Source organism: Sulfurimonas sp., from assembly GCF_041563035.1.
In the GTDB taxonomy this organism is placed as follows: domain Bacteria; phylum Campylobacterota; class Campylobacteria; order Campylobacterales; family Sulfurimonadaceae; genus Sulfurimonas.
In genome coordinates, this window is sequence record NZ_JBFFNS010000003.1 from 95,479 (window position 1) to 118,871 (window position 23,393).

Annotated in this window: 26 protein-coding genes, 2 tRNA genes and 1 pseudogene; 13 read left to right on the forward strand and 16 right to left on the reverse strand. The window is 33.4% G+C overall.

Features of this window, described 5'->3' with window-relative positions:
- The first annotated feature begins 693 nt into the window (after positions 1 to 693).
- Positions 694 to 1,119, forward strand: coding sequence for a methyl-accepting chemotaxis protein (locus tag ABZC13_RS03825; protein WP_373000604.1), 426 nt, complete (start codon positions 694 to 696; stop codon positions 1,117 to 1,119).
- On the opposite strand, the gene ABZC13_RS03830 is transcribed toward ABZC13_RS03825, so the two are convergent.
- Both ABZC13_RS03830 and ABZC13_RS03835 read right to left on the reverse strand, forming a co-directional pair.
- The gene (locus tag ABZC13_RS03830) at positions 1,106 to 2,164 is read right to left on the reverse strand and encodes an ankyrin repeat domain-containing protein (RefSeq protein WP_373000338.1); all 1,059 of its coding nucleotides are present in this window, start codon (positions 2,162 to 2,164) and stop codon (positions 1,106 to 1,108) included. The genes ABZC13_RS03825 and ABZC13_RS03830 overlap by 14 nt on opposite strands.
- A gap of 110 nt (positions 2,165 to 2,274) precedes the next feature.
- On the reverse strand, positions 2,275 to 2,553 hold the full coding sequence (locus ABZC13_RS03835) for a FecR domain-containing protein (RefSeq protein ID WP_373000608.1): 279 nt from the start codon (positions 2,551 to 2,553) through the stop codon (positions 2,275 to 2,277).
- A gap of 126 nt (positions 2,554 to 2,679) precedes the next feature.
- On the opposite strand from ABZC13_RS03835, the gene ABZC13_RS03840 reads away from it, so the two are divergent.
- From ABZC13_RS03840 to ABZC13_RS03855, 4 genes are all read left to right on the forward strand, one after another.
- Positions 2,680 to 4,902: a TIGR03545 family protein gene (locus tag ABZC13_RS03840; RefSeq protein ID WP_373000341.1), complete on the forward strand. Its 2,223-nt coding sequence runs from the start codon at positions 2,680 to 2,682 to the stop codon at positions 4,900 to 4,902.
- Positions 4,903 to 4,932: 30 nt separating this feature from the next.
- Positions 4,933 to 5,289, forward strand: coding sequence for a DUF1971 domain-containing protein (locus ABZC13_RS03845; RefSeq protein WP_373000344.1), 357 nt, complete (start codon positions 4,933 to 4,935; stop codon positions 5,287 to 5,289).
- A 153-nt stretch (positions 5,290 to 5,442) separates the two neighbouring features.
- Positions 5,443 to 5,775: a helix-turn-helix domain-containing protein gene (locus ABZC13_RS03850; RefSeq protein WP_373000348.1), complete on the forward strand. Its 333-nt coding sequence runs from the start codon at positions 5,443 to 5,445 to the stop codon at positions 5,773 to 5,775.
- Positions 5,776 to 5,778: 3 nt separating this feature from the next.
- Positions 5,779 to 7,212, forward strand: a complete 1,434-nt coding sequence (locus ABZC13_RS03855; RefSeq protein WP_373000351.1) for a HipA domain-containing protein — start codon at positions 5,779 to 5,781, stop codon at positions 7,210 to 7,212.
- A 17-nt stretch (positions 7,213 to 7,229) separates the two neighbouring features.
- On the opposite strand, the pseudogene ABZC13_RS03860 reads toward ABZC13_RS03855, so the two are convergent.
- Positions 7,230 to 8,200 (reverse strand): annotated as a pseudogene (locus ABZC13_RS03860) (diguanylate cyclase).
- A gap of 318 nt (positions 8,201 to 8,518) precedes the next feature.
- Here ABZC13_RS03860 and ABZC13_RS03865 point away from each other — a divergent pair.
- Positions 8,519 to 8,692: a helix-turn-helix domain-containing protein gene (locus tag ABZC13_RS03865; RefSeq protein ID WP_373000354.1), complete on the forward strand. Its 174-nt coding sequence runs from the start codon at positions 8,519 to 8,521 to the stop codon at positions 8,690 to 8,692.
- Between the two features lie 98 nt (positions 8,693 to 8,790).
- Here ABZC13_RS03865 and ABZC13_RS03870 read toward each other — a convergent pair whose 3' ends face one another.
- The 3 genes from ABZC13_RS03870 to ABZC13_RS03880 all read right to left on the reverse strand — a co-directional run bounded on the left by ABZC13_RS03870 (position 8,791) and on the right by ABZC13_RS03880 (position 10,813).
- Complete coding sequence (locus ABZC13_RS03870; RefSeq protein WP_373000357.1) at positions 8,791 to 10,098, reverse strand: hypothetical protein; 1,308 nt, start codon at positions 10,096 to 10,098, stop codon at positions 8,791 to 8,793.
- Between the two features lie 102 nt (positions 10,099 to 10,200).
- Positions 10,201 to 10,344: a hypothetical protein gene (locus ABZC13_RS03875; RefSeq protein WP_373000359.1), complete on the reverse strand. Its 144-nt coding sequence runs from the start codon at positions 10,342 to 10,344 to the stop codon at positions 10,201 to 10,203.
- Positions 10,345 to 10,459: 115 nt separating this feature from the next.
- Positions 10,460 to 10,813, reverse strand: coding sequence for a hypothetical protein (locus ABZC13_RS03880; protein WP_373000362.1), 354 nt, complete (start codon positions 10,811 to 10,813; stop codon positions 10,460 to 10,462).
- A 98-nt stretch (positions 10,814 to 10,911) separates the two neighbouring features.
- On the opposite strand from ABZC13_RS03880, the gene ABZC13_RS03885 reads away from it, so the two are divergent.
- Together ABZC13_RS03885 and ABZC13_RS03890 are read left to right on the forward strand one after the other, a co-directional pair.
- Complete coding sequence (locus ABZC13_RS03885; protein WP_373000365.1) at positions 10,912 to 11,514, forward strand: pentapeptide repeat-containing protein; 603 nt, start codon at positions 10,912 to 10,914, stop codon at positions 11,512 to 11,514.
- Positions 11,515 to 11,578: 64 nt separating this feature from the next.
- Positions 11,579 to 12,982 (forward strand): diguanylate cyclase, encoded by a 1,404-nt coding sequence (locus ABZC13_RS03890; RefSeq protein ID WP_373000368.1) that lies wholly within the window; start codon positions 11,579 to 11,581, stop codon positions 12,980 to 12,982.
- Here the strand turns inward: ABZC13_RS03890 and ABZC13_RS03895 are convergent.
- The 4 genes from ABZC13_RS03895 to ABZC13_RS03910 form a co-directional block, all read right to left on the reverse strand.
- Entirely contained in the window at positions 12,975 to 13,127 is a 153-nt protein-coding gene (locus tag ABZC13_RS03895; protein ID WP_373000371.1) for a hypothetical protein, read from the reverse strand. The genes ABZC13_RS03890 and ABZC13_RS03895 overlap by 8 nt on opposite strands.
- Before the next feature lie 88 nt (positions 13,128 to 13,215).
- On the reverse strand, positions 13,216 to 14,139 hold the full coding sequence (locus ABZC13_RS03900) for a glutaminase (RefSeq protein ID WP_373000374.1): 924 nt from the start codon (positions 14,137 to 14,139) through the stop codon (positions 13,216 to 13,218).
- A 12-nt stretch (positions 14,140 to 14,151) separates the two neighbouring features.
- Complete coding sequence (locus ABZC13_RS03905; protein ID WP_373000377.1) at positions 14,152 to 14,547, reverse strand: ester cyclase; 396 nt, start codon at positions 14,545 to 14,547, stop codon at positions 14,152 to 14,154.
- Positions 14,548 to 14,560: 13 nt separating this feature from the next.
- The gene (locus tag ABZC13_RS03910; RefSeq protein ID WP_373000380.1) at positions 14,561 to 14,800 is read right to left on the reverse strand and encodes a hypothetical protein; all 240 of its coding nucleotides are present in this window, start codon (positions 14,798 to 14,800) and stop codon (positions 14,561 to 14,563) included.
- A gap of 445 nt (positions 14,801 to 15,245) precedes the next feature.
- On the opposite strand from ABZC13_RS03910, the gene ABZC13_RS03915 reads away from it, so the two are divergent.
- Positions 15,246 to 15,464: a hypothetical protein gene (locus ABZC13_RS03915; protein WP_373000383.1), complete on the forward strand. Its 219-nt coding sequence runs from the start codon at positions 15,246 to 15,248 to the stop codon at positions 15,462 to 15,464.
- A gap of 56 nt (positions 15,465 to 15,520) precedes the next feature.
- Complete coding sequence (locus ABZC13_RS03920; RefSeq protein WP_373000386.1) at positions 15,521 to 15,781, forward strand: hypothetical protein; 261 nt, start codon at positions 15,521 to 15,523, stop codon at positions 15,779 to 15,781.
- A 158-nt stretch (positions 15,782 to 15,939) separates the two neighbouring features.
- Here the strand turns inward: ABZC13_RS03920 and ABZC13_RS03925 are convergent, their stop codons facing one another.
- Positions 15,940 to 17,361, reverse strand: coding sequence for an SDR family oxidoreductase (locus ABZC13_RS03925; protein ID WP_373000389.1), 1,422 nt, complete (start codon positions 17,359 to 17,361; stop codon positions 15,940 to 15,942).
- Between the two features lie 510 nt (positions 17,362 to 17,871).
- On the opposite strand from ABZC13_RS03925, the gene purE reads away from it, so the two are divergent.
- From purE to nhaA, 3 genes are read left to right on the forward strand one after another with little or no spacing between them, the layout of a single operon-like run.
- The gene (gene purE, locus ABZC13_RS03930; protein WP_008335802.1) at positions 17,872 to 18,372 is read left to right on the forward strand and encodes a 5-(carboxyamino)imidazole ribonucleotide mutase; all 501 of its coding nucleotides are present in this window, start codon (positions 17,872 to 17,874) and stop codon (positions 18,370 to 18,372) included.
- A gap of 5 nt (positions 18,373 to 18,377) precedes the next feature.
- Complete coding sequence (locus tag ABZC13_RS03935) at positions 18,378 to 19,019, forward strand: hypothetical protein (protein ID WP_373000392.1); 642 nt, start codon at positions 18,378 to 18,380, stop codon at positions 19,017 to 19,019.
- Position 19,020: 1 nt separating this feature from the next.
- Complete coding sequence (gene nhaA / locus ABZC13_RS03940) at positions 19,021 to 20,316, forward strand: Na+/H+ antiporter NhaA (protein WP_373000395.1); 1,296 nt, start codon at positions 19,021 to 19,023, stop codon at positions 20,314 to 20,316.
- Positions 20,317 to 20,555: 239 nt separating this feature from the next.
- On the opposite strand, the gene ABZC13_RS03945 is transcribed toward nhaA, so the two are convergent.
- From ABZC13_RS03945 to ABZC13_RS03965, 5 genes are all read right to left on the reverse strand, one after another.
- Positions 20,556 to 20,630: transfer RNA gene (locus ABZC13_RS03945), tRNA-Asn, on the reverse strand.
- 24 nt (positions 20,631 to 20,654) lie between these two features.
- Positions 20,655 to 20,729, reverse strand: a tRNA-Asn gene (locus ABZC13_RS03950).
- Positions 20,730 to 20,785: 56 nt separating this feature from the next.
- Positions 20,786 to 21,718: a radical SAM protein gene (locus ABZC13_RS03955; protein WP_373000398.1), complete on the reverse strand. Its 933-nt coding sequence runs from the start codon at positions 21,716 to 21,718 to the stop codon at positions 20,786 to 20,788.
- The gene (hemE, locus tag ABZC13_RS03960; protein ID WP_373000401.1) at positions 21,719 to 22,759 is read right to left on the reverse strand and encodes a uroporphyrinogen decarboxylase; all 1,041 of its coding nucleotides are present in this window, start codon (positions 22,757 to 22,759) and stop codon (positions 21,719 to 21,721) included.
- Between the two features lie 117 nt (positions 22,760 to 22,876).
- Entirely contained in the window at positions 22,877 to 23,392 is a 516-nt protein-coding gene (locus tag ABZC13_RS03965; protein WP_373000404.1) for a YqhA family protein, read from the reverse strand.
- Position 23,393 lies beyond the last annotated feature (1 nt).

Sequence of the window (23,393 nt, forward strand, 5' to 3'; positions counted from 1 at the left end):
ATGAATAATTTACAAAAAACAATAGTAGTATCAATAGCTTTCGCGATTTTAATAGCTTCTCTTTTTCTAACCAGTTCAAATGTTATTCAAGCAGTTTTAGCAGTAGTTGTGTTTGGGGTAGTTGTAGGAGTTAATTCGATTAAGGACTCTGGTGGGGCTAATGTTTTAAATAAAAAAAGATTAGACTTGATAGAGATGATGGAGTTTAAAAGAAACAAAGTTGATATAAATCTGAACTCAACTAATGATGCGGAGATAAACTTTAACAAGATTGTAACCAGTTATCAAGAAGCAACATTAGCTGATACCCGTGTTGCAGGAGAGATGGTTCTTTTAGCAGATAAAGTCTCAAAGGGTCACTTTTCATGTAGAGTAAATGCAGACTCTAAAACACCATATGTACATGTTCTTAGAAACAGTATGAATAACATGTTGACATCTTCTGAAAAAAACCTCGACAATGCTATAGCTACTTTACAAAGCTATGCTGATGGAAAGTTTACTTCAAGAAGTGAAGTGAAAGTTGAAGCAAAGATGGCTGACTTACTAAATAACATCAACCTTTTGGGTCAATCTTTACAAAATATGGAACAAGAAAACAAAGATACTCAAAGTCATATTATCCAAACATCTGAGAAGTTAAATGAGACTATCAGTGAAATAACTGATACGACTATCATAGATCTAAAAGATATGATAAACAGTACTGTAGAACGCATACATGATGTTTCTCAAAAAGAGAATGAGATGGTCGATAACCTTCAGAATTTAGTTGCAAGTGCGAATGAGACTAAAGATATCCTTTCTAATATCGGTGAAATAGCAGAGCAGACTAATCTTCTTGCCTTAAATGCTGCTATTGAAGCTGCTCGTGCAGGTGAACATGGTCGTGGGTTTGCAGTTGTTGCAGATGAAGTAAGAAAGCTTGCTGAACGTACTCAAAAATCATTAGCTGAGACATCAGCTACTACAAACGTACTTATTCAGTCTATCTCTGATAGCTCAGATGCACTTAACATAAATGCAAGTGAAGTAAATAATATCTCAGATGATGTTAGTCTTATCAGCGATAAGATGGATGAAATCATAAGTACTCTTCACGGTCTTACTCAGAAGTAAGAAGCTTCACAATATCCTCAGATTTACTCTCTTTTGCAAAATCCAAAGCGGTTTTGCCTTGAGGGTTTTTTATGTTTATATCCGCTCCGCTTTTAACCAGCAGTTGTGCTAGTTCCGTTGAACCATGTTCAGATGCCAAGTGTAAAGCAGTCACTCCATTGCTACTTACAAAGTTTACATTTGCGCCATACTCTATGAGTAACTTTACTAACTTAAAATCCCCACAACATGTACTAGGCAAAAGTAGTGTATAACGATTTTCAAATATCTCATTTGGATCTAGTCCATTTTCTAAAAAATGCATAACAGTCTGGTACTGTTCAGTTGTTGTCTTTCTGCAAGATGTTGACTTTTTGTTTGCTAGCTTCATGCCTATAGTTGAGAGTAGGTGGTTTTTGTCTTGTTCATCAAATATTTTTATGTTTTGGGCTATATCATCTTTGTCTATAGATATAAAGTAAATAGCTAAAGCTAAGATGTGCACACTAAATGGAAAAAGTAAAATTATGAACCAAAAAGAGTTTACAGGAGCACTTAGAATAAACTCAGCACAAAGCCCAGTGACAAGAAGTAGTAAAAGGCTCAGTGGAATGTATTTTAACTTCGACTTAAGTGCAAATGGAGTCTTAGGCAGATATGTTTTAGAAGACTCTGTATCTGATCTTCTATATACACTGTACTCAACATTCAAGGATATTAAATATGCAGTAAACTCACCGATGCCAAGAATAAGAAGGATAGAGAGTAGAGTAGTATCAAAGATTATAGAAGTCAGGCTTAGTTTGTAAACTATATAACCCATAGCGATTGACCCAAGCAGCAGTGGTACAGCTATATTTATAAGAAGCTCTTTTGATTTTAACCACTCAAGAATTAGTCTTATAGCAAAGTATGCGTTTAGTGCAAGTAAAGTTATAAGAGTATTTTCGTAAGTGAGATGTAGGGCTGTAAGATCTATACTAAAGAAAATAAAAAAAGCTATAACTATACTAGATATAACAAGTACGTTTCTCTCTTTTTCAAATCCACTTATAATCTTTTTCAATATTATTACCTTATTATTTAATAGTTACTTCTACTCTTCTATTTTCTTTTTTTCCTACTTCACCATCTTCTTGGAGCAATAATATAAATTCTATTTTATTAGAACAAGCGTTAAAAAGTAGTGTAATCAGCATTAACTATAAAGTGAGTGCCACATATACCCATAGTCGCAGTTTTTACTTTTACTTTAAATGCTTTTGGATTAACTTTAGAAATCAGTCCTGTTTTGCACTCGATGCTTACTTTTGAAAGGTTAGTGACAAAACCTTCTTGGTTGTTTGCAGGTTCAAACAGATATTTTTCAATCTCTAGCTTAGAATTTGGACCAACAGATATACGTGTATTGTCCTTAAAAATCAAGCCTACTGAGCTTTTTGACTCAGTAATAATTACATCTTTTTCTTGTAGTTTTGTACCGACTTGAGTTCAGATTAAAAAAATATATGATAGAGTGTAGCATAATATCTTTTTAACCGTTATAATATAATAAATAATAATATACAGAGGAAGTGGATTATGTTTAACTTTATTCGTAAGCTTTTTAAAGCACTCAACTCTTCAGGTAAGTCTTGGCAACTCTCGGGGGCTATAGTCTTAGCGATGTTTGCAGGTTTTTTACCTACAAGTTCTCTTATACTTTTAGATGTCTTGTTTTTAGCACTTATATTCAATGTTAACTTTGGACTCTTTTTTCTTTTCACTGCTATTTTTAGCGGAGTAGGTTACCTTTTTGATCCTGTGTTTGAGTCTCTTGGTTACTCGGTTCTAACTAACGGTTCTCTTAACGGTTTCTTTACATCTCTGTACAACTCAGCACTCTTTAGATGGAGCTCTTTTAACTATACACTTGTTACTGGTTCGCTAATAGTATCTGCAGTTTTGGCTGTTCCGATGCTACTTATACTAAACAGAGTTATCACTCTTTACAGAGATCAGATAGGGGCTAAACTAAACGAATGGAAGGCTACTCGCTGGATGAAACTATTCAACGAAGAAGCACAAACAAACTCACTCTTTCGTTGGTGGGGTGTTGGTGTATTTGGTGGTCTGGCTGTAGGAATCGCCCTTATATTTATAGTTCTTTTTGATCCTCTTGCTCGCGTAGCTGTTGAGAAGTCTCTTGCATATTCTTTACAGACACAAGTAAACATCAAAGATTTTAGTTCAAGCTTTTCAGACTTACGTGTAAAGATATCTGGCATCCAGATAGCGGACAAAGATAAACTTACTCATAACCTTGTCCAAGTCGGAGATGTAGAGTTTGATCTTGGTTTTTCTGCACTTATGGAGAAAAAAGCGATGATAGAGATGCTAAACGTAAATGCTTTAGCTTTTAACGAAAAAAGAACAACTGCAGCAAAAGCTTATGATGACTCTTATGTTCCAAAAACACAAGCCCCAAAAGCAAAAGGCGTAGACAAGAAGTCTGCATCCCAAGATGCAAGTCCTTTTGCTCTTCCAAATGTAGATGACATACTTGCAAAAGAGGAGCTAAAGTCTGTAACAGAGGCACAGAAACTAAAAGCAGATATAGAAAAAACAAAAGAAAAATGGGCGAAGATATCTGATGAGCTAAAGAGCAAAAATGAAGTAGATGAGATAAAAGCAGATGCCCAGAAACTTCAAAAAAGCCTCCAAGGTGGAGACATAACAAAGATAGCATCTGCTAAAGGCGACATAGATAAACTAAAAGCTAAGATAAACTCTTTAAAAGGCAAGTATACCTCACTGCAAAAAGATTTCAATGCAGATCAAAAACGCCTCAAACAGCAAATATATGCTCTTAAAAATCTTCCACAACAAGACATAGACCGTCTGAAAAAGAAGTACTCTCTTAATGCAGGTGGCGGAGCTAATCTCATAGGTACTCTTATGAGTGATGAGATAGGCGAGTATATGAAGAAGGGATTAAAATATTATGAGATGCTAGCTCCATATATAAGTGATGATGCTAAGAAAGAAGAGGCTTTAGATATTCCTCCTCCTCGCGGTCAAGGAAGATGGATAAAGTATGCAAACCTCTCGAAGATTCCAGACCTTGTAGTAAAAGAGTCTAAGATAAATGTAAAACTAAAAGATGATGTTTTAGATATAAATGTAAAAGACCTTTCCAGCAACCAAAAGCTCTACGGAAAACCTATGAAACTTCACGCAGATGCGAAAGGAACACAGTACAAACAGATAGTCGCAGATGTAGTTGATGACAGACGTAGTGACAAAGCAAACACTAGCTTTGATGTCAAAGCTACAGGCTTTAAAACAGCCACACTTGATATGCAAGCACTAAGTATGAACGACATAGTTACAAATGCAACTATAAAAGGTGAAGTAGAAGATGCAAGCATTAAAGCAAAAAGTAAAGTAAATGTTACAAATGTAAAACTTCAGATGCCATCACAAAAACTGGCAAATGATCTACTATCTGAAATCTCAAAGTTCAATGTAGATATATCTGTGGACGGAAAGCTTGACCAACCTGCCATAAAAGTAAAAAGTGACTTGGATGAACAACTCTCACATGGGATGAGTAAAATGCTCACTAAAGCAAGTAGAGGCTTTGAGAAAGATCTAAAGGCTGGCATCTTGGCAAAAGCAGGAGGTTCTAGTGAAGGACTATCTTCAAACCTTGGAGATACAGGCTCACTACTAAACTCCAAACAAGATGCACTAGGTGGCATCGATACAAGTTTTTCTTCACCGTCTGGCGGTGGTTTAAAATTACCAATAAAGTTATTTTAGAACTAAAATATTAAAAATAGGAAATAAATTATGAACTTTCAAAACGAAGAATTACCAGAAGGCGCTGTAAAAGTTGGACAGACACCAAACATGACAGAAGAGACAGTCGTAAAAGGCATACTGAAAAACCACCTTGCTCCAAAAGGTAAAGTAGGTCTGGTCGTAGTAGAAGAGGGCTCTTTGCAGTATATCTGGGAAGATGACAAAGATAATGTTCTAGATGCTGACAAAGACCATCCTATAGTCATAGAGTCTGAGAGATACCACCATGTGGTTATAACTGGTCCAGTAGTTTTTCGTGTAGAGTTTTACAAGGTACTAGAAAAAGGTGAAGAGCATAAAGAAGGTGACAGACCTGGTGAAGCGTTTTGTTCTGCTTGTGGGTGAGAATCTGCTGGCTTAAATGGTAAATTAATACTCTTTTAGAACCTTTTTACTCTTTTTTGTCTCATAGTGGTAACTAAATACCCTTTTAGTGTACTTTTATATTTTATTTTGCTATGATGGTAATATGCTACTCTTTTAGATATTGGAGATAAAATGAAAAGTGAATCAAAGCAGACTAAAGTAGGAAAAATCTTAGGAAAACTAAATGCTAACTCTTCTTTCAAGAAAGAGACAGTAGTTGGCAGCGGCAAAAAAGTTATCGCATCTCAAAAACCAAATGACAGCTCCATAAAAACCTTAACTGATCTTGGTGATATGATTAAATACAAAAGAACTAAGTCTAAACTATCTATTAAAAGAACTGCTATGCTCTGCGGAATAAGTGACAAAACGCTTCGCTCTATAGAGAATGGAGAGAATGCAAATACTTCAACCATCTTTACTATTATAAATATGCTAGGCTTAAAACTGAGACTTGAGGAATAAAATATGAATCTATTGTACATACACTACAGAGGAATATTAGTAGGGACTATTTCCTATGATAGTTTCGAGAAAACTTATGAACTTACTTATGCAAAGAGTTGGAAAAAAGATGGGTTTGAGATCAGTCCTTCTCTTGGGTTTGGTGGATTTGACAAAGGGGCTGTCAAAAGCTTCATAGAGAACTTACTTCCAGAAGGAAGAGGTTTTGAAGAACTTAGTATATATTATCAGGTATCAAAAAGTGAAAAGTTTGCAATATTAAAAGAGATAGGTTTAGAAACCACTGGTGCATTGACATTTTCTAGTGACGAAGTTTTTACTCTAGAGACATCTTTTAAAGAGATAACGGAAGATGAGCTGGAAGAAAAAGTAAAGGCAAGAGATATAGAACCTATCCATATCTGGAATGGTACACCTAGGTTGAGTGTAGCAGGTGTCCAAGCTAAACTTCCTTTAACTATTTATGAAGGCAAAATGGGATTTGGAGAAGGTAATCTATGCTCAACTCACATATTGAAGTTCAATAGAGCTGGAGAAAATGTAGTAACCAATGAATTTGTCTCTATGAAACTAGCAAAAGCTTTAGGTTTCAATGTCGCTAAAGTTGATTGTATTGAGATAGCAAATGAGTGTGTTTTGTTTGTAGAGAGATTTGATAGAGAGATAGTGAATGAAAATCTCATAAACAGAAAACATATTATAGATAGTGTTCAAGCACTTGGCTTACCTGTCTCATATAAGTATGAAAGAAATATAGGTAAAAATGCTTCCCAGTACAGAGAAGGTGTCTCTTTTTCTAAACTCTTTTCTTTGGCTGATAAAGCAGTTGTTCCAGTACTTTTCAAAGAACAGATAATCAAGTGGAGTATATTAAACCTCATTATAGGAAATAGTGACGCTCACGGAAAAAACATATCATTTTTTGTAAGTAAGGATGGCTTAGAGGTTGCACCTTTTTATGACTTAGTAAATGTTACTATGTTTAAAGGCTCTTACGAACAAGATATGGCTATGGCAATTGATGATGTATTTGAGTATGATGAGATTAATGAGTTTTCTGTGCGAGAGTTTCTTGAGACAAATAATATTTCCATACCAGTGTATTTTAAAGAGTATGAAAAATCTGTTGTTGGACTAGAGAAGATACTTAAAAATAGTGATTTTTTAGAAGATGAGGAGCTTGCTAAAAGCACGGAAGAATATTTGCCTGAATATATTGATAATATTAAAAAGAGAGTTAATAGAATATCTAATATATTAAACTCTTTGCGATATCAGATGCCATTAGAAGATGAGATATATGAAGAATTTTTTGAAGAAAATAAAAATGATATAAAAAGGTCTCTAGGCAGAAGATATGTTGAGGGTGATAATATTGATAAAATTGTTACTCAATACATAAGTAAAACCAAGGAACAGTTTATTAAAGAACTATAACAATATCAACTATATTCTTAAGTAACACAGTTTCTACCTTTGGACTTAGAACTGTAAAGAGCTTTGTCTGCAGCACCTATGGTCTCTTCTATACTCACCCCACTAACAAAGCTACTAACTCCAAAACTAGCGCTCTGATGCCATACAGTTGAGAAGTCATGGTCTGATATGACTTTACGGAGCTTACGTGCTAGGATGATCCCTTGGCTGAAGTTTGTGTGTGGTAAGATTATCATGAACTCCTCTCCACCCCATCTGGCAAAATGATCTCCTTCTCTTATGGACTCTTTTACAAGCTCAGCAAACTCTACGAGAACTTCATCACCTATAACGTGTAGTTGTCGTTGACAGACTTGAAATGGTCTAAATCCACAAGTACGATGCTACACTCTTGTCTATTTCTGTGAAAGTAGTAGTACTCTGTTTGTAGTAGAGCATCTATGTACCTTCTGTTGTGTACTTTGGTGAGCTGATCTGTCTGAGATAGAAGTTTAAGCCTGAGTTCGCTGTTTTTTAGCTCAGTAATGTCTGTAATGTAGCCGACAAAGCTTACTATGTTGTCGTTGGCATCTCGCAGGAGCAGAGTGTGGTTTTGAACCCACTTGACATGGGCAGTTTTAGTCACTACACGGTAGGGTGGATGCGTAAAGGTGAGGAGCTTTTTCTCTACGGCATCTTTTATGTCAGAAGTCACACGAGCTATGTCATCTTCGTAGATGCAGTGAGAAAAACTCACAGTTTTTGCCTCAAGCTCTTGTTTTGTGCAACCTATGAGCTGAAGAATGTTTTGCGAAGCGTAGTAGATGCTAGATGCAGAGTCGTTGTGCCAGCGAAGTAAGATAGCACTGCTCATATCCACAAGTGTCTGATGCTCTAAGAGAGTCTGCTCTAGTGTGTCAACTTTTCTTTTGAGACGATAAGGGATGAGATAGATGTAAGAAAGAGCAAGAGTAAGCAGCGACATGCTCAGATATAAAGACTTTACCATAGTGTTACACCCCTAATCTACGTGTATGAATGAAAATTTTAAATTTACATGTTTTTTTCAATAACCATTAATAATACTTGTGTGATAATGAACGGATTTATTTTTAACACTAAAGTAGCATCTACTCTTTTATGCTTGTAGAGAAAGCTGTTTAAAAAACTGATGGTTTTTTACTGTTTACACAAGTATGATTTATAGCATCTGGATGTTCCTTTATTATTACAATTATATTTAACAAATGGAAATATTTACTTTAATTTTTACAATTATAGTAAATATTTTCCGTTATGTCAAGTTTTTATATGGGGAAATTATTGAATGACTAAAAAAGAATTAGCAGAACGCATCGGTGTTGACCCAAAGACTATAAAAAACTGGGAAACTTCAAAACCTGAACTTTTAAAACTTATATATTTGGGACTTGCTACTGAAAAGCATGTTCAAGATGTAGAAGCATACTTACAAGAAATAAAAAAAGCTACTGATAAATAATAGAATAAATATAACAAACATTTCAATCTAGAGCAGTTATATAAGATGTCTAAAGTACTAGATGTAAAATTGGCACAGTTAATTGATATATGAGTTAATTAAGAAATATATTCCATAACTTGATTTAAAAATCTTTCGCTGTAAGCTTCAAAATCATCGATGAATGTTTTATTTCCGTGAAATCTTTTTCCAATTATATTTATAGTATATATTTCAAAATATTTTACAGTATCACCTAGACTTTTATCTAAAATACTATACTGTGTGTTTGTGATATCATTTCTTTCGTCTATTAGTTTTGAAAGTGATATACCTGTTTTAGAAAGATACTTATTCCTTGGATATATGGCATTTATAAAGATGCCTTCTGGATAGCCTGAGTCATTCTCCAGCATCTTTAATAATGATGTTGTTTGAGCTTGAGCTTTACCTTTACTAATTTCAAAAGAAGTAGAACATTTTATTGATAAGCCCTTAAAGTCTGCTTCTACGTTAAATGTATTATGCTTATCTCTATCAATCATATACTTAGAAGTTATGATCTTTTTTTCCTGTAGCATCTGTGTTATTTCTTCAACTCTATCATCTTTTGCAATAAGTTCTATGTAGTGACTTGTCTTATCAGTTAACTGTAAACTATTGTCTTTTTCTTCTTGTATATATGGAATAAGAATATTATCTAGTATATCAGATTTAATTTTTTGTTTTTCATTATGACAGTAGATATCATTAGCACTATTCTTCCATTCTGCTCCCATATTAATAAAGTTTTTTAGACTTCTATTATCATCAAAAAATCGTCTTAATTCACTAAGTATATAAATATGATCTGTATCTTCAACACTATCTGTTCGAATAAGTCTTTGTGCTATAACCTTTAAGTATGTCCATGACCAATGATATAATTTAAATTTTGTTCTTCTTAATTTTATAGGTGAATTCATTGGAGTTGTGACTAATTGATTTGATATTGTAATAATATCTTTGATTCCAAGGTTATCCGCAAAATCTGCATAACGATCAATCTGATTTTTATCTAAAATATGGTCTCCAATTTTTGCTTCAATAATTCCTGCCCATTCTATTATTGGATTCTTGCCACTTGTAATTACTACTAGACCATCTGGCCTATTTTCCTTATTTCCATCTTGAATTTCTACATATATATAAATATTGACATTTCTTGTTTTAATTTTATTAATTCCAATGGATAAAAAAAGCTCTTCTCTATATTCTTTTACAGCACTCAAAGAAGCTAAAAAAATTGATACAACTGATGTCTCATGTTCACTGTTTCCTTTTGGAAAAAGTCTTGCTTTTTTACTTTCTAGATCTTCTGGATTCATTTGAAGTAATGCTGGTAACTCTTCAAATTTTGTTGTACCAAATCTTATAGTTTGAGCCATTTAATTATCCTTTTATAGTGTTTAACCAATTATAATAAAAAAATACTTATATTGATATTTTTGTGATTTAATATAAAACGATATCCAGCTAACATCTAGTGATTACATTACTGAGTCATCCCGCTCTATGTCTTGTAGGTTGATTTTTTCGATGATATCAAGCTCTTTAGACAAATCAAGATTTGGTACTTTCTCAAGCTCACTGAGTCTTCTAAAAGTTCGCATTATCTTTAAAATAACACCCATGAGGTTAAAAATCCACTTTTATTAGAAGTGTGCATAAATTAAATAATAGTATATTTTTCACTACACCTAAAAACCTGCCCAACAAATACAGAGCGTTGTACTTAAGCCGTAGTCTTTATGTCATCACAAAAAAAGTATAAGCTCTCTCTTCCTTGTTTTCTCCAAACCCTACAATTGACATCAGTGGATGCTCATCCGAGATCTTAACTACTACTTCGTACATCATAGCTTTCATATCTAAAGAGTTTACACACTCTAGAAGCTCTTTTGTAGATGCATCTGCACCTAAGAAGCCTAGTAGTAACTTTTTAGCGTCATGGTCTATCTCTATTGATGTGATGACCTTTTCACCTGCATTTTGAAAGTTTTTTTCTTCATCTTCTTTTAGGAGCATCGCCAGCAGAGTGTACTCTTTTGAGTTTTGTATATTTTCTCGTATATCATCTATCATGTCTATGATGTACTTCATTTTGAGCCTTTTAAATAGTAGTCGTTATTTTACACTTCTGAGCTTGAAAATCCACTTCTATAAGGTTATAATCTCATCATAAGTATAAAAGGACAGAAATGGCGGTAGTAAGTATTGTTGATGGTTTAGACTGTTTTGCAGAGGATTTTAAAGGCATCTCTCTTCATGGCTTAAAGATTAAAAAAGCAGAGTTTGAATCATGTACTTTTGTATCTTGTGACTTTAGTGAAACTTTCTTTTTGTCATGTAGGTTTATAGAATGCCGTTTTGAAAACTGTAACCTAAGTCTCATGAAACTAACCGACACCAAAATGAGTGATGTTACTTTTGTGTCGTGTAAGATGATCGGGGTTGACTGGACTATGTGTGACTACAAAAGTCTGCTTAGTGCGAACCCTTTGCGGTTTATAGAGACTATTTTAAATGACAGTAACTTTTATGGCTTAGAACTAGAGGATCTGGTCATGAAAGAGTGCAGTGCGAAAGAAGTAGACTTTAGAAACTCTTCACTGCAAAAAGCTGACTTTTCTGGCACAAATTTTAAGGGGGCACTATTTGAAAATACTAACTTGGAATACGCTAACTTTACAGATGCACAAAACACTTACATAGACATACGCAAAAACCATCTAAAAAAAGCTATCTTCAACCGATATGAAGCACTATTCCTACTCGAAATAATGGAAATCACATTAGTGTAGTTAAGTACTATTGTAATATTAGGTCTGTTATGCAATAATAGTACATTCGTGTCAGGAGTGACAATTGAAAGATAAATTAAGAATTATTAAACGACAAAATGAGACACTTCATAAACTAAATAAAATTGCGGCTATCTCAAAAATCAGCCCTATAGAAACGCTTAGAGAAGCTTTGGTTATAGGTAAAGAACACTTTGGGCTAGAGTTTGGGATAGTTAGTCATATCGTTGAGCAGGACTATACTGTTGATGTTCAGTCCACCCCTCCTAATACACTCCATGATACACAGTTATTTGCCTTGGGTTCAACATACTGTAAGACTACTCTAGAAATAGATGATGTACTAGCTATAAAAGATGTCACAACTTCGAAATATGCGGGTCATCCATGCCACAGAGACTTTGATCTTGTGTCATACATAGGTGCACCAATCAGAGTAAACTCTAAAGTATATGGCACTATAAATTTCTCTTCCCCAAAAGCTAGACAGTTGGAATACGACTCAACTGATGATGAGTTCATGAGACTGCTGGCTAAGTGGGCGGGTTCTTTTTTGGAGAGGCAAATCACTCTCGATGAGTTGTCACTAACAAAAAAACGATTTGAAATGATTTTTGAAAATAATGCATCTGGTATTATGCTCGTAGATGAGACTTGTAATATAGTTATGGTAAACAAGCGTTTTTGTGAGATTATAGGTTATTCCAAAGGTGAGTTAATAGGGAAGAGCAGTAGACATATTCATTTAAATGATCCATCAAATAAAATAATAACAGATAATTTTACAAAAGTTAAAAATGATTCTTATCAAAAGATAGAGTATCAGTTAAAAAGAAAAGACAATAAGGCTATATGGTGCGAATTTTTTGGCTCATCTATCGAGTTGACAAAGGAAAGTACAGGTGTAGTCTGGAGTATATTAGATATTACAACTCAAAAAGAGATGCAAGAAAAACTAGAGCTTCAAGCAACTACTGATTTTTTGACAGAGCTGTATAACAGAAGGTTTTTTAGTCGTAGGTTGGAAGAAGAACTTTCAAGAGTAAAACGTAATATCAATACCACTAGTTCATTGATGATGTTTGACTTGGACAGGTTCAAGCAGATAAATGATTCTCTAGGGCACTTAAGTGGTGATATAGTTTTGAAAAAATTTGCTGATCTTTTAAAACATTACTCCCGTAAAACAGACATATTGGGAAGAATCGGCGGCGAAGAGTTTGCTATGATCCTGCCGGATACAAAACTTGCAGATGCTTTAGTCCTAGCTAATAAAATCAAAGAAGAATTTGCAAACAAAGAACTAGACATCGATGGTAATAAGTTACATATAACTGTAAGTATCGGTTTGACATCTTTTACGCATGATGATAAAAATTATGACACTGCCATTGCACGAGCTGATAGTGCATTATATAAGGCAAAAGAAAATGGCAGAAATAAAGTTGAAGTAGAAGTTTTTAACTAAAACAGCTATCGTCTGCATTCTCAACATAGTCATAAGATTGTTTTTCGGAGTCATAATCATAGTCACACTCGCTATCAGAACCGTAGTCGTAACCATAGTCATCTTCTAACTCTTCGTCTTCCCTGTCATCGATATAAACTAACATGATAAATCCTTTTATCTATAGAGTTAAGACACATATCGAACATTTTACATTTACTATGTAGTTCGATGGTTATTCTTAAGTAAAGTAATTAGAAAATAGATAAATTAGTTTTAGTAGTAAACATCTCTAATGCTTTTGTACCAGCTAATGAATTACCAGAGTTATTTAATCTAGGTGAAAAAACAGCTATGCTCATAACATTTGGTACAACAGCAATTATACCACCACCAACACCACTTTTACCAGGCAGTCCTACATGATAAGCAAAGTCTCCACTGGCGTCATAATGACCGCATGTCAGCATCACAGCATTTATTCTTTTTGTTTGAGAAGAAGTTAGAAAGTTCTTATTTGTAATTGGGTCAGTACCGTGGTTAGCTAAAAATAGCATAGCCCTAGATAGCTCTTTTGTGCTCATAGTTATTGAACAATGCTTAAAGTATGTTTTAACAACATCTTCTACATTATTATCCAAATTGTTAAAGCTCTTCATCAAATTTGCTAAAGCCATATTTCTATGACCAAATTTATATTCTGAAAACCAAACATTTTTATCAAAACCTATATCCACATTATCACTGATCTCTTTTATAAAACTAGAGACTTCATTGTAAGTCTCATCTACTGTTTTATACTTACTAAGTAAAGTGTCAGTTACAACTATCGCTCCAGCGTTAATAAATGGATTTCTTGGGATTCCACGCTCATACTCTAGCTGAACTAATGAATTGAATGGATTTCCAGAGGGTTCTTTACCAACTCTAGTATATAACTCTTTGGAGTATATACTGAGTGCTTTAGTAAAAGTAAAAACTTTTGAGATGCTTTGAATTGAGAATTTTTCATCACTGCATCCAACATGAAAGTTACTACCATCAAAAAGTGTAATACTCATAGCAAACTGATTTGGATTAACTTGTGCCAATGCCGGAATATAATCTGCTACATTACCTTCTTTTAAAAGAGGTTCAATTGTTTGATATATCTCATTTAAAACATTTTGATAATTCACAATAATATCTTTCTATTCACTAAGTTGTTTATGTAGTGAGTTTAAATCACCTAATATATTTATATTGCGAATTTTTCCATCTTTTATATGAATAAATGATGCCCCTGAATATGATATACGCTTACCAGTTGGTTCATAATCAAATATTTTACCTTCATGTGTTCCAGAATAAGTGACATAAACAGCTGCCATGTCATTTTCAAAGACTGACATCTCTACAGCATGGTAAAGATTTGGAAATGCATTTGTAAGTATTTGAGCGTACTCTTTAAAACCTTCAATGCCATTTGCAGTAATATCTAAAGAACCACGAAAGCGAATGTCTTTATCGCAGATCTTATCTGCTTTATCAAAGTCTTTTTCATTCCACATTTGATAGTAAGCATTTACTAATTCTTTATTTGTCATAGCCTTTACCTCTTTAGTCATCATATTGATGTTTATGTGGAAATTTTTCTATTGAATAATACTCATCATCTTCAAAATCATCATACTCATCATAATTTATAGTAAAAATTTTCGGATAACCTCTTTTTAGAAGTTCTTCATCAATAAAGTCACTATTAAAGCCTTTGCTTTCGCAAAGTGCAACGATACTAGCAATAACAGCAGTATCAACGCCAGCAAGTTCCATTTCAAACACTACATCAGAAACGTTCATTGTGTCCTCGATAAAATTATTATGTTATACATAAGATAGTTGTTTGATAGAAGATATCAAACACAGCCAAAAAAACCTGAAATATCAATAGATATTTCTTTTGACTCAAAGGTCTTAAATATAAAAATAAGCCTAAAATTTGAGTTAGAAATTATACTCTTTTTTTTAGAAAAAGTATCAATTATTTTTAATATGATATTTGATTTCGTTTAAGGTAATTTTTAGCAAAAAAATTTGATTTTGGGAGTATAATTCGACTGCGAATAGTGAAATTTATTCTACTTTGTATATCAATATAGCTTGGCGGTTAATATTGATATACTCCTAGTAAAACGTGAATTGTAGTTTTGTTAAGGATTAAGTTACAGTTTTAATAAAACCGTAATGAAATCCTAACAAAACAATCTTATTAAAATATTAAACTTAATATTAAGGACTTGTAAAAATGGGTATTTCGAAACTACTAAAAGCTACTCTGTTAGCAATTATTCTTTTATCACCGTTAAGTGCTGAAGAAACTGACAAATGTGATGCAGCTTACAATAAATGCGCTGAAAAATGTGAAAAATCTGAAAACTCTTCAGAAAAATGTACAGACAAATGTGACGACAAATATGAAAAATGTACAAACGCGGCAGAAAAAACTACAAAAGACTCTAACTAAACTACACTACTAGGTCAATATAAGACTTCCTATTTGCAAAAAAAAGGTTCATTGCGATGAGTAATGAACCGAAACATCAGGAAATGAAAATGTACTCATTAATAACAAATAAACCATCACTCGAAGATATTAAAATTTTTAAAATGCAAGAAAATATTAATGAAAATTTTATAAACTATAAAATCAATCCAAATGAATTATCTATGGATGAAAAAAAACTTTTTATTAATAACTATAAATTAGATATAAAAGTTTATAGTTATAAAGATTTTATTTTTTTGTCCATGCCTATACCTACGTTAACGAATCTTGAATAATTTTAACGGTTCCGTTGCGTTTCTAGGTCTAAAATCTAATGTTGCAAGTTCATCAAAGAATATCTAGTTTATACTATACAGTCTCCCTTGTATTTATCTAAGAACTTTAAGGGAGTAGCCCGGTAATCCTTTTGATTCCATACTTTAATGTCATCAACTCAAGGTTTCTTAGCATTTTGGATAATATTTTTAATCATATTTTTAAAAACAAAATAATGAACAGGAATCAAACAATACCAATATAATCTACCCAATACTCCTTTTGGATAAAAGTATGCAGATTGTATAAGTTTACTATCTTCTATTTTAAACTCAAGCCAAGCTGTACCTGGGAGTTTCATCTGAGCTAAGAGTAAAAGTCGTTCATTGTCTTCGACGTCGATAACTTTCCAAAAATCCAGACTGTCTCCAACACGAAGTTCATTTTCAACTCTTCTTCCTCTATGTAAACCAACTCCTCCAATCATTTTATCTATTAAACCTCTGACTTTCCATAAAAAAGTATAATCAAACCAGCCATTTTCTCCGCCTATGCTTATAAATGTTTTAAATACTTTTTGAGAACTTATATCTTTTAAATCTTCTATTTTTCTATCTACAAAAATAGCATCTGATATTTCATGTGTATGCTCTTTTTCCCATACTACGCCCCAGTTATCACTCCATCTGCTTATAACTTGATTGTTTTTTATTTCAGAAATAGCTTTTTCAACAGAATCTTCAAAAGATAAGGGATTGATTTTTGGATAGTATTTTTTAGCATTATTATTTTGAATAGTTACTTCAGACTTCAATCCTTCGATCAATGCTTTAGCAACTATAAAAGGCACAGGAGTAAATATATTTAACCAATATGAGGATAAACTTATTGATAAAAAAGGAACAGGTATAAGAAATCTTTTTAAACCTAAAACATTTGCTGTTCTTTCCATCATATCTCTATAGCTTAGCTCTTCACTCCCTATGTCAACAATAAGGTTTTCTTTGGCATCTAGAGATAGAGATTCATAAAGGTAGTTCAAAACATCATCAACAGCAATTGGTTGTGCTTTTGTGTATACCCATTTTGGTGTTGTCATAACAGGAAGTTTTTCTGTAAGGTTTCTTATGATTTCAAAACTTGTACTTCCCGATCCAATAATAACTCCAGCTCGAATCCAGATTGTTTGAACCTCTTCGCATGAACTTAAAACCTCACCAGTTTCAATCCTGCTTAGGAGATGTTTACTTGTGTTGTCATTTTTAACACCAAGACCACCCAAATAGATAACTCTTTTGACTCCACACTCTTTAGCAATATCAATGAAATTTTGAGCGGATATTTTATCTAAGTCTTTATAGTTTTTTTTATTTAATGAATGGATCAAATAGTAAGCAACATCTATATCTTTAAGAGCTAGTTTTAGTTTTTCTATATCAAAGGTATCACCTTCAAATATTTCAACATTTTTTGATATGTTTGAGGATAGACTCTTTTTATTTCTGACAAAAAGCCTTAAATCAATATTTTTATCTTCTAAAAATTTCTGCTTTAATCGTCTACCGATATACCCAGTAGAACCAGTTAAAAGTACTTTCATTAATTATCCTTGAAAAAGAATACACAAAATAGTCTATTAGAAGAACAGTTAATTCTTTATTTTGTAAATAAACTATTTTTTTTGCTTAATAAAAAAAATGGTTTACTTAAAGATATATTGACTTAAGTAAGTAAAAGAATTATAATAGTGCTATGATAAACAAAAGAATTTATGTGTTTTTATTTATAGCATTGTTAAGCTATGTCTCTTTAAGTATGTCCCAGTCTGCGGGTTTTGTTGAAAGTACATTAGATAATGCTGTTGAATGTGTAGAACAAAAAAACAATATAGAGAGTGAATTTAAAGAAGTTTCTTATTTATCATTTGATTTAAGTATTGATATATTTGAAGTCCAATCATATATTACATATAAAGATGAAATTTATACTATACAAATTAGCAACAACCTCCTCAGACCCCCTATATTTACATAATTTCTGTATTTTAATAAATACTAATTACAACTATAAACAATTAATAAATAAAACAGGTAATTTAAAGGAAAAAAATATGAAATTTATATCAATAGTAATGGGTTCTAAAAGTGATTATGAAGTGATGAAGTCGTGTTCTGAGACATTAGAGGCTTTTGGTGTTAGTTATGAGATGATTGTATCTTCTGCTCACCGTTCACCTGAGAGAACAGCTAGTTACATTCAAGAAGCTGAGAAAAAAGGTGCTCAATGTTTTATTGCTGCTGCTGGTATGGCTGCGCATTTAGCAGGTGTACTTTCTTCTAAAACAGTTAAGCCTATCATAGGTGTTCCAATGTCAGCATCTGCACTAGGTGGAATTGATGCACTTCTTTCAACTGTTCAGATGCCGGCAGGAATGCCAGTTGCCACTGTTGCAATCGGGAAAGCTGGAGCTATTAACTCTGCTTACTTAGCTATGCAGATATTAGCATTAAACAATGAAGAATTAGCTACTAAACTAAAAGAAGATAGAGTTTCTAAAGCTAAGAAAGTGGAAACTGACTCTTTAGAAATAGAGACGATAATAAGTGCATAAATATTATGCCTATAAATAAACTCATACATGATAATTGTAAAAATAGAGTTAAAGCTGTTTTATTAGTAGATATAAAAACAGAGGCTCTTCTTGTATTTGCAAGAACAGCACTGGAGCGATACTTTACACAAATCGACGAAGCTAAGTACGAAGCTACAGTTGGGACAGATAGTGATACAAGTTATGTTTACGATACTCTAAGAAAGTTGCTAGTCAACCTTCAAGAGTCTGTTGTAAATGTAGACTATTTTATGAAGTTGGTTCAGGAGAGTAAAAAGTCACAACAACTTAGGGAGTTAGCTAAATATGAAGATCCATTGATTAGTTATTATGATGTGATGGCTGAAACAGTGGCAAAGTTTTATGAAAATAAACCTGCATACTTACCAGAATTTTTAGTTATTTGTGTGTTGAGTCATTGGATACTTGAAGAAGAAAAATCAACTAATCTATATCCATATTTAAAAGATATAGATTTCTTAGAGCTGATTAGCAAGTTTGAAGACAATAGAAAAGATTTTGAAAAGAATGAAGAGTGTACAATTAATGAAATATATGACATATCTTCTATTATAATTGAGAAATTAAAAAACTACAAATATAAAGTAAATAAAACTAGAGTATCTAAAACAAGGAAGAAAAAATAATATGACACAGCATCTACATACAATAGAAAGATTTATAAAAGACGAATCGTTTAGTGGTGTTTTACTGTTTGTAGCGACAATAGCTGCTGTAATGGTAGCTAACTCTGCACTAAGTGAGAGCTATTTTGAACTATGGAATATGGCTTTAGGTGTGACATTGGGTGGTCATACTATTTCTATGAATCTGATGCACTGGATAAATGACGGTTTAATGGCTCTGTTTTTTTTAATGGTCGGTTTAGAGATAAAGAGAGAACTCCTCATAGGTGAACTCTCATCTGTAAAAAAAGCAACTTTTCCAATAGTTGCTGCTATTGGAGGGATGGTTATCCCTGCTTTAGTTTATATAGCTTTTAATACAACTGATCCAAAAGGTTTCGGTATTCCTATGGCTACAGATATCGCTTTTGCCTTGGGAATTTTGATGCTTTTTGGAAAAAAAGTAAATCCTGCTTTAAAGCTATTCTTGGTAGCACTTGCTGTAGTTGATGATTTGGGTGCAGTTATAGTCGTGGCTACTGTTTATACAAGTGAAATTCATGCTGAATATTTTATTCATGCCGGTTTGGTCTATGCTCTTATCTGGATACTAAATCTTAAGAAAGTAACAATGCTTATGCCATATCTTCTTTTAGGTATTGCACTGTGGATTTTTATACACTCAATAGGTGTTCATGCAACAATTGCCGGTGTGCTTTTAGCCTTTGCTATACCTATCAGTTCAAAAGTTGACGAGCAAGATTTTATACAAAATACAAAAGAATCTGTAGATGAGTTTGAAAAACATATAGATAATATTCCTATTTTAAATCATCATCAAATAGATGCACTTGAAGATATAGCTTATAACTACGATAAAGTGCAAAATCCACTGGTAAAACTAGAGCATCAGCTTCATGGGTTTTCTGCATTTTTTATTATGCCATTGTTTGCATTCTCAAACGCAGGTGTTATACTTGACTTCTCAGCAGTGTCTCAAAACTTCTTTATTGTGATAGGTGTAGTTCTTGGACTTATTGTTGGTAAACCTATAGGTATTGTCGGCTTTACATATTTGGCTCAAAAACTGAACATTGTAAAAAAACCTGATGATTTAGGTTGGGATGAAGTAATAGCAGTCGGTTTCTTAGGCGGTATAGGGTTTACAATGTCTATCTTCATAACTCAACTCGCATTCTTAGACCAAAGTGTGATAGACGCAGTTAAGCTAGGTATTTTCTTTGCCTCATTCATAGCTGGTGTTATAGGTGTTATATTGATTTTAAAGGCATACTCAAAAAGAAATAAATTAATTTGATTGTTATAACTTAACTAAATGCAAGGAGAATCCTAATATGGGTTACAAAGTTGTGAAAGTATTAGTATTAATATTATTAGCTAGCTTTGTTTTTGCTTTATTAAATAAAGCAAACAACCCCAATGACTATAGACATCCTCGTGATAGAAGTATTAAGTTATATTGACAATAATATCAATAATAGCGATTTAGTAAAAGTTGATTAGTTTAGAATAAGTTTTTGATTGTTTAATAAGTAATGGCTCCGGATACTGGATTCGAACCAGTGACCAAGTGATTAACAGTCACCTACTCTACCGCTGAGCTAATCCGGAATATGTTAGTAAGATTCAAATAAATGGCTCCGGATACTGGATTCGAACCAGTGACCAAGTGATTAACAGTCACCTACTCTACCGCTGAGCTAATCCGGATTATTTATTGAGCCGAAATTATACTTAACAGATGCGTAAAAGTCAAGCTATTTGGGCTACTTTTTGCGTTTTCTTTTAACATTGGCGTCTGGTAGCAAAAACTCTAGATTTCCAACTGCCTTTTTTACTACTTTTTGCTCTTTTAAGAGTTTTTCAAGTCTCTCTTTGCTTACTTCATCGAAAAGCAGATTTATGTCCTCTTGTGTAAGTGGTCTTTTATCCAGAGTGTTTAGAATATCTTCTTCGCTGTAAAGAGAGTTGTTTGGTTCCGCATGAACTCTAGAAGCTATATGAATAGGTATAGAGCTGTCAAACATTAGTGAAGCCTCATGTAACTCTTTATAGCTTATTCCCATCACAGGGTATGCTGGAGGTCTGTCTATGGTCCCTAAATCTACACGAGATGCATCTATGTCTAAAAGAGCCTCATTTAGTTTTGCTATCTCTTCTTTTGTGTCGTTAAGACCATGTACAAATAGTACTTCCATAAAGAGCTTGCCTTTATAGACTTTGCTAAACTCTTGAACTTTTTTTACGACTTCATCTACTTTTATGTTTGCATGAGGTCTGTCTATCTTTTTAAAGACATCATCACTTATAGCATCTAGAGATAGTTTAACTTGGTCTAGTTTTAGAAGTGTGTTGAAAACTTTTTCATCAACAAGAGTGGCACTATTTGTAAGTATGAGAGTCTCAGTCTTGTTTTTTATCTTATCTATTTCATCTATTAGCTCTTTTAGATGCGGATATAGAGTAGGCTCTCCGTTTGCAGTTAGCGTTATAACGTCTATTTTATCACTCAAGTGTTCTTTCAAGTCGTTTATAATACGCTCTACTGTCACGGTACTTGTCTGTGCATCTACAGTCGGAGTAGGAGCAAGCTCGCAGTAAAGACAGTCGAAGTTACATTGTTTAAGGGCAGGGGAGAGGTCTATACCCAGAGAAGAACCAAATCTTCTTGAGTTTATAGGACCGAAAATAGTAGTCATTTATATTTTACTAACTCTTTGACACTCTTTTACGAAGTGTATAGCATTTTCTACAGGTACATCAGGAAGGATTCCGTGACCAAGGTTGAAGATGTGACGTTTAGTACCCATAGTTTTTTGGATAGACTCAACACATGCAGTTGTCTCTTCTTTAGAGTAAAGACGACATGGCTCCATATTTCCTTGAAGAACGTACTTGTCACCAAGTTTCTCTTTTGCAAGCGCCATAGGAGTTGACCAATCTACACCAAATACGTCAAAGTTTCCATAAACATTGTCTAAAAATGCCGGAATACCTTTAGGGAACATGATGATTGGAATATGAGGATATTTGCCTTTTAAATAGTCAGCAATCTCTACCATATATTTCCATGAGAACTCGTCATATTTTGACGGCTCTATAGCAGCAGCCCATGAATCAAAAATCTGAACAACATCGATACCGGCTTCGATCTGTTTTTCCATATATAGTTTTACAACTTCTGTTACTTTTGCAAGTATCTTGTGAAGAAGTGCAGGGCTTGAGTACATCATTTTTTTACATAAGTTGTAAGTTTTTGTACCTTCACCTTCTATCATGTATGTAGCAAGTGTCCATGGAGCACCAGTAAAACCGATAAGTGCAATTTCACCACCTCTCTTATCTAAGTCTTCTTTGATGAGTTTAATAGTGTCAAAAACATAAGTAAGTTTAGATGCAGCTTCGTCGCCACCGATAAGTCTATCAATGTCAGCTTCTGTTTTGATAGGATCGTTGAACTTTGGTCCAAAACCTTTGATAAATTCTAAGTCCATACCCATTTCGTCCGGTATAACTAGGATGTCACTAAATAGTATAGCAGCATCTACACCTACGATGTCGATTGGTTGAAGTGTTACTTCACAAGCTTTTTTAGGATCATGACATAGGTTTAAAAAGTTTCCAGCCTCAGCACGAACAGCCATGTACTCAGGTAAGTAACGACCCGCTTGTCTCATCATCCAAACTGGAGTGTACGGTGTCTGCTTACCAAAACATGCATCTACAAATATTTTACTCATCTAATACCTTCTATACGTTTTATTTTATTTTTATTCTGACTTTTATCAAAGTCAAGCTTTAGTGACCACAGCGGTCCAAGCGAAGTAAAAGGGGCTTTTGCTCCTTTTACGGATTAATTAATTCTTTTTTCCGACTTTCCCCAAAAAGAAAAGTCCAACTGCTACAGCAGTTATAGATAGCGCGAAGTATAGCATATCTAGCGCGCCATCGTATTGCGTATGACCAACTTTTTGAAAAAATCCAACAACAAGTACCATAACGATTACTTTTGATATCTTATCTTTAAGTTGATCAAGTGAATGAATGGCTAAAATCTTGTTCTCTTCACCACTCTCATCTTTTGCAGCATCTATATCTGAGATAAATAGCTCATAAAGACCAAATGAGAAAAGAAGCATAACAACACCGATCAGGTACAAGTCAACTGCACCGATAATACCACCAACTACATCTTCATGAAAGTTTTCAGGATGAGCATGAGTTATATAAGTATTTAAAACAAATTTAGCAGTTTCATATATATCAAATGAAGCTACAATAAAAAGTACTATAGCACCAATAAGACCAAATACTACAGCAAGGATAACCATAAATCTAGAAGCCCATAAAGAGCCTTCAAACATTCTTTCCATT

What these genes read in the sequence shown, in the direction of transcription:
- nhaA (WP_373000395.1), top strand. Translation starts at nt 19,021, where the DNA reads ATGACACAGCATCTACATACAATAGAAAGATTTATAAAAGACGAATCG.
- ABZC13_RS03965 (WP_373000404.1), bottom strand. Translation starts at nt 23,392, where the DNA reads ATGGAAAGAATGTTTGAAGGCTCTTTATGGGCTTCTAGATTTATGGTT.
- ABZC13_RS03840 (WP_373000341.1), top strand. Translation starts at nt 2,680, where the DNA reads ATGTTTAACTTTATTCGTAAGCTTTTTAAAGCACTCAACTCTTCAGGT.
- ABZC13_RS03865 (WP_373000354.1), top strand. Translation starts at nt 8,519, where the DNA reads ATGACTAAAAAAGAATTAGCAGAACGCATCGGTGTTGACCCAAAGACT.
- ABZC13_RS03880 (WP_373000362.1), bottom strand. Translation starts at nt 10,813, where the DNA reads ATGAAGTACATCATAGACATGATAGATGATATACGAGAAAATATACAA.
- ABZC13_RS03925 (WP_373000389.1), bottom strand. Translation starts at nt 17,361, where the DNA reads ATGAAAGTACTTTTAACTGGTTCTACTGGGTATATCGGTAGACGATTA.
- purE (WP_008335802.1), top strand. Translation starts at nt 17,872, where the DNA reads ATGAAATTTATATCAATAGTAATGGGTTCTAAAAGTGATTATGAAGTG.
- ABZC13_RS03850 (WP_373000348.1), top strand. Translation starts at nt 5,443, where the DNA reads ATGAAAAGTGAATCAAAGCAGACTAAAGTAGGAAAAATCTTAGGAAAA.
- ABZC13_RS03875 (WP_373000359.1), bottom strand. Translation starts at nt 10,344, where the DNA reads ATGGGTGTTATTTTAAAGATAATGCGAACTTTTAGAAGACTCAGTGAG.
- ABZC13_RS03935 (WP_373000392.1), top strand. Translation starts at nt 18,378, where the DNA reads ATGCCTATAAATAAACTCATACATGATAATTGTAAAAATAGAGTTAAA.
- ABZC13_RS03870 (WP_373000357.1), bottom strand. Translation starts at nt 10,098, where the DNA reads ATGGCTCAAACTATAAGATTTGGTACAACAAAATTTGAAGAGTTACCA.
- ABZC13_RS03895 (WP_373000371.1), bottom strand. Translation starts at nt 13,127, where the DNA reads ATGTTAGTTTATATCGATGACAGGGAAGACGAAGAGTTAGAAGATGAC.
- ABZC13_RS03885 (WP_373000365.1), top strand. Translation starts at nt 10,912, where the DNA reads ATGGCGGTAGTAAGTATTGTTGATGGTTTAGACTGTTTTGCAGAGGAT.
- ABZC13_RS03905 (WP_373000377.1), bottom strand. Translation starts at nt 14,547, where the DNA reads ATGACAAATAAAGAATTAGTAAATGCTTACTATCAAATGTGGAATGAA.
- ABZC13_RS03915 (WP_373000383.1), top strand. Translation starts at nt 15,246, where the DNA reads ATGGGTATTTCGAAACTACTAAAAGCTACTCTGTTAGCAATTATTCTT.
- hemE (WP_373000401.1), bottom strand. Translation starts at nt 22,759, where the DNA reads ATGAGTAAAATATTTGTAGATGCATGTTTTGGTAAGCAGACACCGTAC.
- ABZC13_RS03825 (WP_373000604.1), top strand. Translation starts at nt 694, where the DNA reads ATGATAAACAGTACTGTAGAACGCATACATGATGTTTCTCAAAAAGAG.
- ABZC13_RS03910 (WP_373000380.1), bottom strand. Translation starts at nt 14,800, where the DNA reads ATGAACGTTTCTGATGTAGTGTTTGAAATGGAACTTGCTGGCGTTGAT.
- ABZC13_RS03955 (WP_373000398.1), bottom strand. Translation starts at nt 21,718, where the DNA reads ATGACTACTATTTTCGGTCCTATAAACTCAAGAAGATTTGGTTCTTCT.
- ABZC13_RS03855 (WP_373000351.1), top strand. Translation starts at nt 5,779, where the DNA reads ATGAATCTATTGTACATACACTACAGAGGAATATTAGTAGGGACTATT.
- ABZC13_RS03845 (WP_373000344.1), top strand. Translation starts at nt 4,933, where the DNA reads ATGAACTTTCAAAACGAAGAATTACCAGAAGGCGCTGTAAAAGTTGGA.
- ABZC13_RS03920 (WP_373000386.1), top strand. Translation starts at nt 15,521, where the DNA reads ATGAGTAATGAACCGAAACATCAGGAAATGAAAATGTACTCATTAATA.